General features: G+C 59.5%; 14 protein-coding genes. 10 read left to right on the top strand and 4 right to left on the bottom strand.

Translation table 11 applies throughout. The annotated features are described in order from the left end of the window. Nucleotides 1–6: 6 nt before the first annotated feature. On the bottom strand, nucleotides 7–1,638 hold the full coding sequence (locus H6650_21040) for a hypothetical protein (protein ID MCB8954497.1): 1,632 nt from the start codon (nucleotides 1,636–1,638) through the stop codon (nucleotides 7–9). 501 nt (nucleotides 1,639–2,139) lie between these two features. Between H6650_21040 and H6650_21045 the strand changes: the two genes are divergently transcribed. The 9 genes from H6650_21045 (at nucleotide 2,140) to H6650_21085 (ending at nucleotide 8,731) form a co-directional block, all read left to right on the top strand. Then, nucleotides 2,140–2,427: a DUF427 domain-containing protein gene (locus H6650_21045; protein ID MCB8954498.1), complete on the top strand. Its 288-nt coding sequence runs from the start codon at nucleotides 2,140–2,142 to the stop codon at nucleotides 2,425–2,427. Between the two features lie 67 nt (nucleotides 2,428–2,494). Further along, entirely contained in the window at nucleotides 2,495–2,914 is a 420-nt protein-coding gene (locus H6650_21050) for an OsmC family protein (GenBank protein ID MCB8954499.1), read from the top strand. 495 nt (nucleotides 2,915–3,409) lie between these two features. Further along, nucleotides 3,410–3,775, top strand: a complete 366-nt coding sequence (locus H6650_21055; GenBank protein ID MCB8954500.1) for an MGMT family protein — start codon at nucleotides 3,410–3,412, stop codon at nucleotides 3,773–3,775. A 17-nt stretch (nucleotides 3,776–3,792) separates the two neighbouring features. Beyond that, a complete protein-coding gene (locus H6650_21060; protein MCB8954501.1) occupies nucleotides 3,793–4,800 on the top strand; it encodes a glycosyltransferase family 2 protein in 1,008 nt (335 codons plus the stop codon). A 73-nt stretch (nucleotides 4,801–4,873) separates the two neighbouring features. After that, nucleotides 4,874–6,379: an aldehyde dehydrogenase family protein gene (locus H6650_21065; protein MCB8954502.1), complete on the top strand. Its 1,506-nt coding sequence runs from the start codon at nucleotides 4,874–4,876 to the stop codon at nucleotides 6,377–6,379. Nucleotides 6,380–6,610: 231 nt separating this feature from the next. After that, nucleotides 6,611–6,874, top strand: coding sequence for a hypothetical protein (locus tag H6650_21070; protein ID MCB8954503.1), 264 nt, complete (start codon nucleotides 6,611–6,613; stop codon nucleotides 6,872–6,874). Continuing rightward, the gene (locus H6650_21075; protein MCB8954504.1) at nucleotides 6,865–7,284 is read left to right on the top strand and encodes a type II toxin-antitoxin system VapC family toxin; all 420 of its coding nucleotides are present in this window, start codon (nucleotides 6,865–6,867) and stop codon (nucleotides 7,282–7,284) included. Before H6650_21070 ends, H6650_21075 begins: the two co-directional genes overlap by 10 nt. Nucleotides 7,285–7,294: 10 nt before the next feature. Then, nucleotides 7,295–7,516: an aldehyde dehydrogenase family protein gene (locus tag H6650_21080; protein ID MCB8954505.1), complete on the top strand. Its 222-nt coding sequence runs from the start codon at nucleotides 7,295–7,297 to the stop codon at nucleotides 7,514–7,516. A gap of 429 nt (nucleotides 7,517–7,945) precedes the next feature. Further along, nucleotides 7,946–8,731, top strand: a complete 786-nt coding sequence (locus tag H6650_21085; protein MCB8954506.1) for a DUF4111 domain-containing protein — start codon at nucleotides 7,946–7,948, stop codon at nucleotides 8,729–8,731. A gap of 46 nt (nucleotides 8,732–8,777) precedes the next feature. Here the strand turns inward: H6650_21085 and H6650_21090 are convergent, their stop codons facing one another. Then, complete coding sequence (locus H6650_21090; GenBank protein MCB8954507.1) at nucleotides 8,778–9,272, bottom strand: NUDIX domain-containing protein; 495 nt, start codon at nucleotides 9,270–9,272, stop codon at nucleotides 8,778–8,780. Nucleotides 9,273–9,612: 340 nt separating this feature from the next. Between H6650_21090 and H6650_21095 the strand changes: the two genes are divergently transcribed. Next, nucleotides 9,613–11,319, top strand: a complete 1,707-nt coding sequence (locus H6650_21095; protein ID MCB8954508.1) for a long-chain fatty acid--CoA ligase — start codon at nucleotides 9,613–9,615, stop codon at nucleotides 11,317–11,319. A 39-nt stretch (nucleotides 11,320–11,358) separates the two neighbouring features. On the opposite strand, the gene H6650_21100 is transcribed toward H6650_21095, so the two are convergent. Together H6650_21100 and H6650_21105 are read right to left on the bottom strand one after the other, a co-directional pair. Beyond that, nucleotides 11,359–12,876 (bottom strand): GAF domain-containing protein, encoded by a 1,518-nt coding sequence (locus tag H6650_21100; GenBank protein MCB8954509.1) that lies wholly within the window; start codon nucleotides 12,874–12,876, stop codon nucleotides 11,359–11,361. Nucleotides 12,877–13,002: 126 nt separating this feature from the next. After that, nucleotides 13,003–13,386 carry a redoxin domain-containing protein gene (locus H6650_21105; protein ID MCB8954510.1) on the bottom strand — a complete coding sequence of 128 codons (384 nt, stop codon included), beginning with the start codon at nucleotides 13,384–13,386 and terminating at the stop codon, nucleotides 13,003–13,005. Nucleotides 13,387–13,418 lie beyond the last annotated feature (32 nt).

Below are 13,418 nucleotides of genomic sequence, written 5' to 3' on the forward strand. Positions count from 1 at the left end.
GGTTGTTCAGCGTGGCAAGTCCGGGAGCCGGCGGGGGCCTGCACGCCTGGCGATAGACGCGATGGTTTCCAGGTCGCAGCTGCCGCGGGCGGCGTAGCGGTCACGGAGCCCGTTGCCCAGGTTGTTCAAGTAGCATGGCAAGTCCGGGGAGCCGGCGGGCGTGGCCTGCACCGCCTGGCGATAGACGGCGATGGCTTCTTCCAGGTCGGCGAAGCTGCCGCGGGCGGCGTAGCGGGCACGGAGCCCGTTGCCCAGGTTGTTCAAGAGAGATGGCAAGTCCGGGGAGCCGGCGGGCGTGGCCTGCACCGCCTGGCGCCATTGCGCCAGCGCCTGGTTCAGATCGCTGGTTTGCCCCCGGGCCCAATAGCGGCGCAGATAGCAGCCGCCGCTGTCATTCAGTACAGCCAGGCGAAAGCGGGCATCGGCGGTAGGGAATACACGGTGGCGCAGGATGCTTTCCCAGGCGGCAATGGCTTCGTGCAAAAAAGCGATGTCGCCCGTCTGTAAATAATGGGCTTCCGCCGTCTGCGCTTGTTGCCACGCCTGGCGAAAAGTCGCAGGCGTGGAGGATGCAGTCTGGCCAGCGCCTATGATTTCAGCAAATGCAGCTTCGATCCCTATCTCGCGGCAGCGACGCAGCAGGTCACGGTGGGTGGTGAAATGGCGGGCAGCGTCTTCTTCGCCTTGCGCCTCGGCTGCGGCACACAATTGGGTCAACAGGGCATCCGCTTCGTCAGTAAGCAGATCCGGGTTCTGTGCCACAATGCGCTGCGATTGGCCCCAGGTTTCAGCCTGGATAAACTCCTGCAAGCGCACCAACAAAGGCGGCGCCGCGGACGTCGTTTGCGCCTGGGCTACGAGTTCAGTCAGGGCTGCCTCCATACCCACATCCTGCGCCCGCTGCAGTACGCGCTGGTGCATTTGCAGTTGGCGCAGAGCGTTGGGATCGTCCTCGTACTGCTGGATAAGTTCAGCCAATGCCTGGGCGGCGGCATCTGTGAGCAGCAGCGCCTGGTCTGCACGCAGCACGCGCTGGTGTTCTTCCAGGCTGTGTACATTGACCAAACGTAGCACAGCTTCCATCGCTGGCTCCGTGGTGGCAGGAGATGTCTCTTCCGGCTCATTCCCGGCCTCCACCAGGGCGTCGCGGGCAGCCTGCTCCAGTTGGGCAAACCTTTCCGGGTCCTCCTGGCGCAGCCGTTCCATCTCCGCGGCCATTGCCGCCTGCATTTGCGCCAGGGCGGCTTCGGGATCGTCCGCGAGCAGCGGGGGCAGCAGGCGGCGGGGGACGACGGGCATCTGTTCCACCCAGGCGGCATTCCACGCCGCCCCCAGGGCGTCGCGCAGCATCCCCAACAGGGCATTCGCGTGTTGCTGGTCCTCTTCCTGGCTGGTCTGTTCCGCGGGCGAAAACAAAAGCGTCGCATCTTCCCCAGGGCGATACAGCAGCAGGGGCAGGTCCAGGGGAATCGGGTGTCCATTGGCGCAGACGCTGGTGTGCAGCGCTCCCCGGCGCAGGGCGTCCAACAGGTCCGGGCGGGCCGCCGCATCCAATATCAGCCACATCTGCGCCGTCAAAGAGACGCCGCACTGCGGGCACGTTATCTGGCTCGTTTGCTTATATGAATAATCGGGCATCCTTGTTCTCCGCTGGCAGCCTGGCCGCCTGGCTATTATCTCTATGTAAAGTAAACTGGAACTAGCAGGGATTATACAGATAAAGCCCAATCCGCGAAATCCGCCCCAGCGCCTTCTGTAGGGCGGGTTGCTTACCCGCCCCTGCCTTGCAAAAGCAACCCCCGCCCCATTTGCCAGCGGTATTTGCTGTCGTTTGACGTGTTCATTCTTGCGGCAGTGGGCAGGGGGAAGTGATGTAGGGCGGGTTGTTAACCCACCTTTGTCTCGCGGAAACAAGCCGCGCCGTATTTGCTGGCGGGATTGGCTGTACTCTAATGTGTTTATTCTGGCGAGAGTGGGCGGGTTGGCAACCCGCCCTACGGGGGGAAGGTAAGCTTTCGCTATGTGGGCGCGTCCAGGTAATGTTGCCGCCGGCAGGCTTTGCCGTTTACGTCCTGACCAACCTGCTGGCGGCTTCCCACAGACTTTTTTGGATTTGAGCCAGTAAGGAGAAGTGTCATTATGGCCCAAGCAATGTGGCAGGGCGTTGTCCTGGCGGAGAGTGAGGAGACGATTGTGGTGGAGGGGAACCATTACTTCCCGCCCGCCGCCGTGAACCAGGCGTATTTGCGCCCCAATAGTTCGCACACGGTGTGCCCGTGGAAGGGGGTTGCCAGCTACTATGATGTGGTGGTGGATGGGGATGTGAACCAGGGGGCGGCGTGGTACTATCCGCGGCCAAAAGAGGCGGCGAAGCAGATTGAGAATTACATCGCTTTCTGGCGCGGCGTGCGCGTGACGGCGGATTAGGGCGCGTTTAAGATTGGTTCATTCTCCAAGAATGAACCAATCTTGGATGCACTCTTAGGAGGTAGGTATGACGGTAACTGCGTGGTCGTTGCGGAATTTGCAGGTGGCAGTGGATGCGAATAGTCACCACTGGATTGCCGATGAACCCATTCACGATGGTGGAGACGATGCCGGACCCGGTCCGTATGACTTGCTGTTGGGCGCTCTTGCCGCCTGCAAGGTGATGACCCTGCACTTGTACGCTCGCCGCAAGGGGTGGCCTCTGGAAAGCGTGCGCGTCACCCTCAGCCATGAGCAGGTCGCGGGGGACGAATGCGCGGATTGCGCCACGACGGGCAGCGGCAAGGTAGACATCATCCACACCCAGATCGCCTTCGTGGGCGATTTGAGCGAGGCGCAAAAAGCGCGCCTGGCCCAAATTGCCGACCGCTGTCCCGTGCATCGCACCCTGACCAGCGAAACGAAAATCCGCACATCCGTGTTCTAGCCTGGATAAACCGGACAGAAATTTGCCACGAATGGCACGAATTCATAACTGGCGGCGTGTGCTTCTAACCACTCCCCACTACCCACTGACCACTATTTTCGAAGCCTGCTGAAAGCGTCCCATTGCCCCGTTTCTGAATTTTCCCAAAAAAGAAGCTGGCGGACCTTCCGATCCGCCAGCTATTTTCGACTCCCATTCATACCCCACCTGCCATATCAACGAACGCTGATTGAGGGGAACAAACCACCATTTCGAGGCTGCGTATAGAGCAAACCTACTCACATAACCTTTGGTGTCTGGGGCGATCCACGAATCGCGCTATCCAAGCACACCATTCTTTCAATCTTTGTTTTGGCTCTGACGCGCTGCCTCTGTTGATGCGTGGTTTGTTACTAACTTTATGCTACCATAATCAATAGCAGTAAGAAATGACGAATGTCACCCCAAATCGGTGACTTTTATCATACCGCGGAACGGCATGTGGAACGGTGTCGGATGAACTTCTACGAACAGGTGTATAAGGTTGTGCGGCGTATTCCGCCGGGGAAAGTGACCAGTTATGGGCACATTGCGCGCATGTTGGGCGCACCCAACGCGGCGCGGGCGGTTGGTTATGCGCTACGGGCGCTGAAGGACAGGCAGGACGATCCCACATATGAGGGCGTGCCCTGGCATCGCGTCATTAACAGCCAGGGGCGCATTAGCATTGTCAATCGGGAATTCGGCGCGGAAGAGCAGGCAGCGCGCCTGCGGGCGGAGGGGGTGGTTGTGGATGATGCGTATCGCGTGGACATGGCGCGGTATGCCTGGGGGGGACTGGATTGGTTGGAGATTGATGATCTGCTGCAAGAATCCGCCTGATACGCTAAAATCAGCGCGTGAAACTAATCATCCAGATTCCCTGCCATAATGAAGCGGAGACTTTGCCCCAGGTTTTGAGGGAACTGCCGCGGGAGATTGCCGGCATTTCCCACATCGAAACCCTGGTCATTGACGACGGTAGCAGCGACGACACCGCCGCCATCGCCGCCGCCCACGGCGTCACGCACATCGTGCGCCATCCGCGTAACCTGGGGCTGGCCCGCGCCTTCCAGACCGGCCTGGAAACGTGCCTGCGTCTGGGCGCGGACATCATCGTCAACAGCGACGGCGATAACCAGTATCCAGGCCGCTTCATCCCCGACCTCATTGGCCCCATCCGCGACCGCGAGGCGGACATCGTCATCGGTGATCGCCAGGTTGTCGCCAATCCGTACTTCTCCCCCTTGAAAAAACGGCTGCAGAAATTTGGCAGCGCCGTCGTGCGCAGCGTCAGCGGCACGGACGTGCCGGACACCGTCAGCGGTTTCCGCGCCTACTCGCGGGAGGCGGCACTGCGGCTGAACGTCCTCAGCAAGTTTAGTTACACGTTGGAGACGATTATCCAGGCGGGGAAGATGGGGCTGACGATCCTCAGCGTGCCCGTGGTCACGAATCCGCCCACGCGCCCTTCCCGTTTGCAGCGGAATACGTGGCACTTCGTCAAGGCGCAGGCGAGTACGATCTTGCGTGTGTATGCGTTTTATGAACCACTGCGCACCTTTGCGTACCTGGCGGCTCCGTTTGTGAGTGCCGGCATTTTCCTCATCCTCCGCTTCCTTTACTACTACCTCTTCACCGCTGAACGCGGCGTAGGCCGCTTCAGTCAGTCCGTCACCCTGGGCACAGGCTTCTTTCTCGTGGGCATCATCGTGCTACTGTTCGGCATTCAGGCGGATATTGCCGGCAAACACCGCCAACTCACCCAGGAAACCCTTTACCGCCTGCGCAAAATGGAAATAGCCGTCGGCGCTCCGTTGCCAGTGGACAACCCATCACCAGAAGCAGAAAACAACAACAAGGTATGAGGTATGAGGTATGAAGTATGGCCTCATACCTCATCCCTCATCCCTCATCCTTCATCCCTCACCAGGAGTTCCCATGACCACCATCACCCTTCCCGCCGTTTCCCTGCAACCGGGCACCGTTGCCTTCCTCCAACGCAGCCCGCATAAACTGTTCATCAACAACGAATGGACCGCCCCCAGCAGCGGCGAGACCTTCCTCACCATCAATCCGGCCACCGGCCAGCCGTTGGGCGAAGTCGCCCTGGCGCACGCCGCCGACGTAGACGCCGCCGTCGCCGCCGCCCGCACCGCCTTCAACGACGGCCCCTGGCGCACCATGAGCGGCGCGGAGCGGGGCAACCTGTTGTGGAAAGTGGCCGACCTCATTGAGCAGCACGCCGACGAACTGGCGGAACTGGAGACACTGGACAACGGCAAACCCTTGCGCGTCTCCCGAAACGGGGACATTCCCTTCGCCGCGCGTCACTTCCGCTACTACGCGGGCTGGGCCAGCAAACTGGAAGGCAGCACCATTCCCGTCTCCATTCCCAACCAGTTTGTGTACACGTTGCGCGAGCCAATGGGCGTCGTTGGCCTGATTATCCCCTGGAATTTCCCGCTGCTGATGGCCGCCTGGAAGTTGGCTCCCGCGCTGGCTGCCGGCAATACCGTCATCCTGAAGCCCGCCGAACAAACCCCGCTCACCGCCCTGCGCCTGGCGGACATCTTCGTGGAAGCCGGATTCCCCCCCGGCGTCGTCAATGTCCTCACCGGACCGGGCTTGCCCACGGGCGCGGCCCTCACCGCGCACATGGGCGTGAACAAGGTAGCCTTCACGGGTTCGACGGAGGTGGGGCGAAAGATTATGGCGGCGGCTGCCGGCAGCAACCTGAAGCGCGTCAGCCTGGAATTGGGCGGCAAATCCCCCAACGTCATCTTCGCCGACGCCGACCTGAGCAAAGCGGTGCGCGGGGCTACCTGGGCCGTCTTCAGCACTGCCGGGCAAGAGTGCGTGGCCGGGTCGCGCCTGTTCGTGGAAGCACCCGTTTACGAGCAGGTGGTGGAAGGGCTGGCGGCGCAGGCCGCGCGCGTGCGCGTGGGCGACGGCTTCTCCAAAGCGCACATTGGCCCCATCATCTCCGCCGGGCAGCTAGAGCGCATCATGGGCTACATCAGCAGCGGACGCGAGCAGGGCGCGCAGATTGTCACGGGCGGCGAGCGGCTGGGTGGCGACCTGGCAAATGGTTACTTCCTGCCCCCCACTATTTTCACACACCAGGACGATTCCCTGGCGCTGGTGCAGGAAGAAATCTTCGGCCCCGTCGTGGCCGTCACCCCATTTGCGTCCTGGGAGGAGCTGGTGAGCCGCGCCAATCAGACCCGCTATGGTCTGGCGGCGGGTGTGTGGACGCAGGACGTGAGCAAAGCGCACCGGTACGCGCAGGCGGTCCAGGCAGGCACGGTGTGGGTGAACAACTACGGCCTCTTCGACGCCGCCGCCCCCTTTGGCGGCTACAAGGAAAGTGGCTTTGGCCGCGAAATGGGCAAGGACGCGCTGGAACTGTACACGCAGACCAAAACCGTCTGGGTTAACTTATAATGTCTGAGTTCACTGAAAAAACCGGGTTTTTCGAGTGTCCGGCCGGTTCATGTGTAAAAACCCGGTTTTTGGCCTTTTTTCAGTAGAGTCAATGTCTGTGATTCTACATTCTGTCCTGTTTTTATGGGACAAATGCGCGTGATAAAATGGATAGAGATGAACGGATGCGCATGTATACGAGTCATCAATGAAGGGGAGTTGATAAGAGGCATGAATCTGAGGAGGTAGATAATGGGACAACCATTGACAATCACCCAACTCGACAGGATGGCCACTGAGTGGATTGAGCGTGAAGCCCAACGCACGGGTATGCCTGTGGAGTTTGTTGTCCGTCAGCTTATCTATCGCGGTCTTGAGGTAGAGCGCCAACGAGCGGGGCAACAACGCTATCATGATCTGGACGCACTTGCCGGCACGTGGGGTGCGGAAGAAGCTGACGAATTCCGTCGCGCCATCGCCTACTTTGACCAGATTGACGAGGTCCTATGGCCGTAAACGACATCTTGCTTGATACGAATGCTTATACGGCTTTCAAGCAAGGACATCCCGATGCTGTAGAGATTGTGCAGAGGGCAACCCGCCTTGCCCTTTGCAGCATTGTTCTGGGCGAACTGCTCGCTGGTTTTGCCATCGGCTCACGCGAAGCGAAAAACCAGGCAGAACTGCGGCAATTTCTGCGGTCAGAGCGCGTTCATATCCTGACAGTGGATGAAGGAACTGCAGCTTTTTATGCGGCTGTGTATCGTGGCTTACGCGTCAAAGGTCACCCTATTCCCACAAATGACATGTGGATCGCTGCCGCCGCACTCCAGCACGGCTGGCCTCTCTATAGTTACGATGGGCACTTTCAGTACGTTGATGGCTTGACGGTTGGGGCAAAGCCGTCAGAACTTTTGCTATCGTAGTACACTCAAAATGCGTTCGGAGCCGTCGGGTAGCGTGTGGATGCAGGACGTGAGCAAAGCGCACCGTTATGCGCAGGCGGTCCAGGCGGGCACGGTGTGGGTCAACAACTACGGCCTCTTCGACGCCGCCGCCCCCTTCGGCGGCTACAAGGAAAGTGGCTTTGGCCGCGAAATGGGCAAGGATGCCCTGGAACTGTACGCGCAGGTGAAAACCGTCTGGGTTAACTTATAAATAGCCAACTACTTTTAGTTTCCGGCCAGGGACGCCGCTCCTCCGAGGAACGGCGTTCCTCAACCGCTGACAAATAACATTTCGCCTGGTTTTGTGGGGCCGCTGCGCATGATAAAGCTGACGAATTCCGTCGCGGCGTCGCCGACCTCGACTAGATTGACGAGGTTCTGTTGAAAAACCCAACGAGGTGAGCCAGAGCATAATTGCTGCTTGTTGGGTGCAAACATGGAAGGCAAAGTGATGCTATTGCATCGCTGACAGATGGCGGGGGGACGCCATGAGGTGGCGTTCGATGTGGGGGTGGGGGGATTTGTTCCATATCCTGATGGGGCGGGATAGGTCAAGCAATGGCGACTGTGATCATCGTGCTATCAGTTCCCGGAAAGATTGCCCGATGTATATCTTTTCTCGTTGTGTTCCTGGAGGATTATGTCGAATCTTCACGCGGACCTGACGCCATATTTGGAGATAAATGCGCTGCTGCAAATGCTGCTGGATGAGGTCCGGGCCGTGTTGGCGGCGGAGTTTGTGGGGTTGTATGTGCATGGGTCGCTGGCGAGTGGCGATTTCGCGCCGGGGCGCAGCGACGTGGATTTCGTGGTGGTGACAAAAGGGGCGTTGCCGGAGGAGGTGCTGCCGGCATTGGCGGCCATGCACCAACGTCTGCGCGTCAATGGCGGAAAGTGGGCGGCAAAAATGGAAGGCTCTTACATCCCCCGCGCGGCGCTGCGCCGCCACGATCCCGCCCACAGCCACTTCCCCGCGCTGCGCATGGATGGCAGTTTCGATGTAGACGAACATGGCAGCGACTGGATCATCCAGCGCCACATTCTGCGCCAGCATGGCCTTGCCCTGGCGGGGCCGTCGCCACGAACGTTGATTGATCCCGTGCCGGCAGAATCGCTGCGCCAGGCTGCCTGGGGAATTCTGGATACCTGGTGGCGGGCCAAACTGGACGACCCCGCCTTGCTGCGCACCACCGAATACCAATCCTACGCTGTGCTGACCATGTGCCGCGCCTTGTACACCATGCGGCACGGGCAGGTTGTCTCCAAAACGGCCGCCGCGGATTGGGCGCGGGCGCACCTGGAAACCCGCTGGCACGCGCTCATTGCCTGGGCCTTGGCCTGGCCAGACGACGACTCGGTGGACCATTTTGCGGACACGCTGGCCTTCGTCGCCGCGACGCTCCAGGCGGGCGACCAAGTGCGCTAGTTTTTAGATTGGTTCATTCTCCAAGAATGAACCAATCTAGTCAGGCTCAGGGTGAGGGGGATGCCGGCATTCCTGCAAAGTAGGCGCGCATGACCTGTGTGTGCAAGGGGAACGCCAGCTCCGTGGGCGCCATCATGATCAGGCGTTCCGGGGATTCGGGCGTGGGCGTGAAGGGGGGCAGGGGACCGCGCCAGGGAGCGGCCAGGCCAAAGATCAGGAGCGTGCCGTCGGGGGCGCTGTGGACCTGGAAGGGTTGGATCGCGTCCGGATCAAGCGTGATGCGCGTCTCTTCGGCCAGTTCGCGCGCGGCGGCTTGTTGCCAGGTTTCACCCCATTCTATGTAGCCGCCGGGGAGGGCGAGTTTGCCGGCATGGGGCATCACCCCCCGCCGCACCACCACCAGTCCGGAAAATGCCGGCAGCAGCACCACCACCACCGGAATCGGATTGCGGAAAGTCAGATTGTCGCAATTCCCACACCGTCGCGGCCATTGCTGGTCCACAAAACGCTCCCCGCAGTACGAGCAGAACCCATCCTTCATCCATAAAATACGCATTTACTCCTCGCTTGCCGCCATTTATTACGGGTGATGCGCGACATGACGCAGTTTGTCATAAGATCGTTGCATAAATAGTTGCGCAAGGTTATACTGTTGTTAGCAGGTTTTCAGGCCGGCGTAACTTCCATATACTTTTGGTGTTGCGCATCTCTCTATTTGCAAGCCTGCGTACACCCTTCCGGATCAAGAGCGTTCGCGTCATGTGCGGCACGCCCATACTTTAGTCCAAGCCTAAGCCCCGAACAACATTTGTGATGTGGTTGGTACGCAGAGTCCCATCATTGTTCACCAACCACTGATCGCCCCTATCGTAGGAGGACACATGATCCCACCGAGTACTGAAAAACCCTGGTTGAAGCAGTACGATCCGGGTGTTCCACAGCACCTGGACATCCCCGACCACACCATCCAGGATTTTTTGACCCAGGCCGCGCAAAACCACCCCGACAAACCGGCTATGATCTTCAAGGGGACCCGGATCAACTATCGTCAGTTTGACCAGTTGACGGACGCCGCCGCCGCCGCGCTGGTCGCCAACGGGTTCAAAAAGGGAGACCGCGCCGTCGTTTACATGCCCAACAGCCCGCAATTCCTCATCGCCTATTTTGGCACGTTGAAGGCGGGGGGCATCGTCATTGCCACCAATCCGTTGTACACGGAGCGGGAACTGACGCATCAACTGGCGGACTGCGGTGCGGAGACGGTATTCGTCCTCAGCCGTTTCTATCCGCTGCTGAAACAGGTGCAGAAGGCGGGGCACACCCAGGTGAAGCGGATTATTGTCAGCAACATCAAGGAGTATTTGCCGGTCCATCTCAGACTCCTCTACACCCTGGCCAAAGAGAAAAAAGAAGGGGATCGCGTCGCTCTGGAACCGGGCGACATGACCCTGCCGGACTTTCTGGCCGCGGGCCGGCGCGCCCCCAAACCCACTGTCAAAGTCAACGCAAACGACATTGCCTTGCTGCAATACACCGGCGGCACAACCGGCCTTTCCAAAGGAGCCGTGGGCACGCATGGTAACGTGGTGGCCAACGTCTACATGGCCAAAGCGTGGATCAACAACCTGGTCAAGCCTGGCCAGGAAGTGACCTTGCTGGCGCTGCCCCTGTTCCATGTCTATGGCATGATCGGCGGGATGCACCTGACCATTGCTCTGGCGGGGGCCATGGTCCTTATCCCCAACCCGCGCGAGCAGGAAGACGTTCTCGGCAGTGTCCAGAAGTATCGCGCCACGCTGTTCCCCGGCGTGCCGGCAATGTACGTGGCGATCAACAATAATCCAGACGTGGCTGCCGGCAAATACGACATCAGTTCCATTCGCGTTTGCCTTTCCGGCGCCGCCCCGCTGCTGATGGACACCAAAGAGAAGTTCGAGCAGTTGACGGGCGCGACCTTAGTGGAAGCATTTGGCCTCTCGGAGGCGCTGGTCGCCACCCACGTAAACCCGCTGCAAGGAGACGTGCGCGCCGGTTCCATCGGCGTGCCCTTGCCCAACGTGGATGCCCGCATCGTCGATCCCGAAGATGGTGAGAAGGTGTTGGGTCCCAACGAGGTGGGCGAACTGGTGATCAAAAGCCCCAGCGTGATGCAGGGGTATTGGCAGATGCCCACGGAGACGGAAAACACACTGCGAGATGGCTGGTTGTTCACGGGCGACATTGCCCGCATGGATGACGATGGCTACTTCTACATTGAAGACCGCAAGAAGGACATGATTATTGCCGGCGGCTACAACATCTATCCACGCGAGGTGGAGGAGGTGTTGATGAATCATCCCGCCGTGAAGGAAGTGGCGGTTGCCGGCATTAAAGACCCCCGACGCGGCGAAACCGTGAAAGCCTGGATTGTCAAGAACGAGGGCGACGCCACCACTGAGCAGGAAATTGTTGAGTGGAGCAAAGGCCAGCTCGCCGCTTACAAATACCCGCGCATGGTGGAGTTCCGCGACGAACTGCCTAAGAGCGCGGCGCTCAAGGTCCTCAAGCGCGAACTCGTGCGCCAGCATCAAGAGAAAGTGACGGCGTGAAAAACAACAAAAACCGGGTTTTTTCAAAAAACCCGGTTTTTACGCCGGCAGACTGAAGGCAAAGGTACTCCCTTTGCCTTCACTACTTTCCAGCCAGATGCGTCCCCGGTGCGCGTCTATGATGCTTCTGGCGATGGCTAACCCCAATCCCGTGCCGCTGATGCCGGCAGTTGCCTCACTCCGCACCCGATAAAACTTCTCAAACACATGTGGCTGGCTCGTCGCCGGAATGCCAATCCCATTATCCCGCACCTGCGTCACCACCACCGCCCCATTCGTCTCAATCGTCACCGTCACCGCCCCGCCCGCCGGCGTATACTTGATCGCATTCTCAATCAAGTTCATCAACACCTGCCGCAGCCGTTGGCTATCCCCTGACACGTTCACCCTGTCCGCCGCCTCCAGCGTCAACTCAATATGTTTCGCCATCGCCCGCGGATACAGATCGGCCATCACCGCCCGTGCCAACCCCGCCAGGTCCAGCGGCGCAATCTTCAACCCCAGGCGCGCCTCAATCTGCCCCAAATCCAGCAAATCGCTCACCAGTGCATCCATGAAGTAGGACGTATCCAGAATCCGCCGACTCAAATCCTGCTGCTGCGCATTCAGCTCGCCCGACTTCGTCAGCAATTCGGTCGCCAGAATGATGCTGGAAATGGGATTTTTTAGATCGTGCGACACTGCCTGCACAAACTCGCTCTTCATCCGCTCCAACTCTTTTAGCAACGTGATGTCGCGCAAAATCGCCGCCCGCCCCACCTTTTCGCCCAATGGGGTCGTTACGTCGATCAGGCTGGCCTGGGCCACGCGCCCATCTAGTAGTTCGATCTCCGCCGTTGTCTCCTCACCCGGCGCCACCAGCAGCTCGCGTAGCTGTGGCTGTGTGACCACGGTTGCGGCGGGGTGGCCTATCATCGCTTGCGTCTCCTGTCGCAGCGCCTCCCCCATCGCCGGATTCGCCAGCAAGACAATTCCCTCCGCGCCTACGACGATAACGGCATCCTTGCTGCTCCCCAGCACGGCCGCCAACACGCTGCGTTCATCCGCCACCGATTGGTACAGATGGGCGCTTTCCAGCGCCGTGGAAAGGCCCGCCGCCAACAACGTGCCAATCTGCAAATCATCCAGATCGTACACAACCGGAGGTTGCGCCGCGAAATAGAGCGCCCCCAGCACGCGCTCCCCCTGGCGCAGGGGCACAACCAGCATGGAACGCAAATTCAGGCGCAAGGCGTTCCCTTCCAGGTCGGGGCAGTTGTGTGGATGTTGGCTGATATCGTCGCAGAGCGTGGTGCGCCCCGTGCGCATCGTCAGGCCGGCGATCCCTTCGTTCAGGGCAAACGAGCGGGGGGAAATCAAGTTCCCCAGGTCGCCTAAAAGCGTATGCACCTGGTAGCTTCTTTCGTCAGGATTGAGCAAGCAGACGGCCAGGAAGCCGCAAGGAATAACCGTGCCGGCCTGGTCGGCCAACGCCTGAAACTGATGCGAGGGAATGGGCGACGCGGCCAGGTTAATGAGTATCTCGCCCAGGTAGGCGAGTCGTTCGTTGAGTTTCATAATAGTTCCAATATCGTTTGTGGGGCGGGAATGGCGTCCAGCGCGCCTACGACTGTCTCGTGCCGGACGCTCCCTGCTTGTAACTGCTAAGGAACGGAAATTGAATAAGATAACGAAGTTGTTTCCTTACCGTTCCTCCAAACTGACGATGCAATTCCGTACTTTTTTCATCGTCAGTCCTACGGGTTCGCGCGGAATTAACTTCGGACTTTCCAATACATATGGAAATGGGGGCGGCTCGTCCCGGAGGTAAAGGCGGGCGCTGGCGAGGAGGTTGGAGGTGATCTGGATCAGTTCGACGTTATGGACCAGGAGGGTATCAATATGGGTGGCGAATTTGTGCATATGATGCCGGCAAAACGCACACTGAAAGCCACGCGAAAACCAGAGCAGCACCGACCGCCGCTCCCGATAAGCCGCCAATTCCACCACCGGTCCCTGCACCGAAGGCCGCGCAAACCGCGGCGCGGGCTGTCCTACCGGCAAAAGGGAGAAATCAGACTCAGACATTTTCATCCAGCACAATAGCATACCATGTGGCA

The sequence above is a fragment of the Ardenticatenales bacterium genome, from assembly GCA_020634515.1.
Classification (GTDB): Bacteria; Chloroflexota; Anaerolineae; order Promineifilales; family Promineifilaceae; genus JAGVTM01.

Excerpts from the sequence above, each read along its gene's own strand:
- H6650_21095 (MCB8954508.1), top strand. The coding sequence starts at position 9,613 with ATGATCCCACCGAGTACTGAAAAACCCTGGTTGAAGCAGTACGATCCG.
- H6650_21080 (MCB8954505.1), top strand. The coding sequence starts at position 7,295 with ATGCGTTCGGAGCCGTCGGGTAGCGTGTGGATGCAGGACGTGAGCAAA.
- H6650_21070 (MCB8954503.1), top strand. The coding sequence starts at position 6,611 with ATGGGACAACCATTGACAATCACCCAACTCGACAGGATGGCCACTGAG.
- H6650_21105 (MCB8954510.1), bottom strand. The coding sequence starts at position 13,386 with ATGTCTGAGTCTGATTTCTCCCTTTTGCCGGTAGGACAGCCCGCGCCG.
- H6650_21100 (MCB8954509.1), bottom strand. The coding sequence starts at position 12,876 with ATGAAACTCAACGAACGACTCGCCTACCTGGGCGAGATACTCATTAAC.
- H6650_21055 (MCB8954500.1), top strand. The coding sequence starts at position 3,410 with ATGAACTTCTACGAACAGGTGTATAAGGTTGTGCGGCGTATTCCGCCG.
- H6650_21045 (MCB8954498.1), top strand. The coding sequence starts at position 2,140 with ATGGCCCAAGCAATGTGGCAGGGCGTTGTCCTGGCGGAGAGTGAGGAG.
- H6650_21090 (MCB8954507.1), bottom strand. The coding sequence starts at position 9,272 with ATGAAGGATGGGTTCTGCTCGTACTGCGGGGAGCGTTTTGTGGACCAG.
- H6650_21050 (MCB8954499.1), top strand. The coding sequence starts at position 2,495 with ATGACGGTAACTGCGTGGTCGTTGCGGAATTTGCAGGTGGCAGTGGAT.
- H6650_21075 (MCB8954504.1), top strand. The coding sequence starts at position 6,865 with ATGGCCGTAAACGACATCTTGCTTGATACGAATGCTTATACGGCTTTC.
- H6650_21040 (MCB8954497.1), bottom strand. The coding sequence starts at position 1,638 with ATGCCCGATTATTCATATAAGCAAACGAGCCAGATAACGTGCCCGCAG.
- H6650_21065 (MCB8954502.1), top strand. The coding sequence starts at position 4,874 with ATGACCACCATCACCCTTCCCGCCGTTTCCCTGCAACCGGGCACCGTT.
- H6650_21085 (MCB8954506.1), top strand. The coding sequence starts at position 7,946 with ATGTCGAATCTTCACGCGGACCTGACGCCATATTTGGAGATAAATGCG.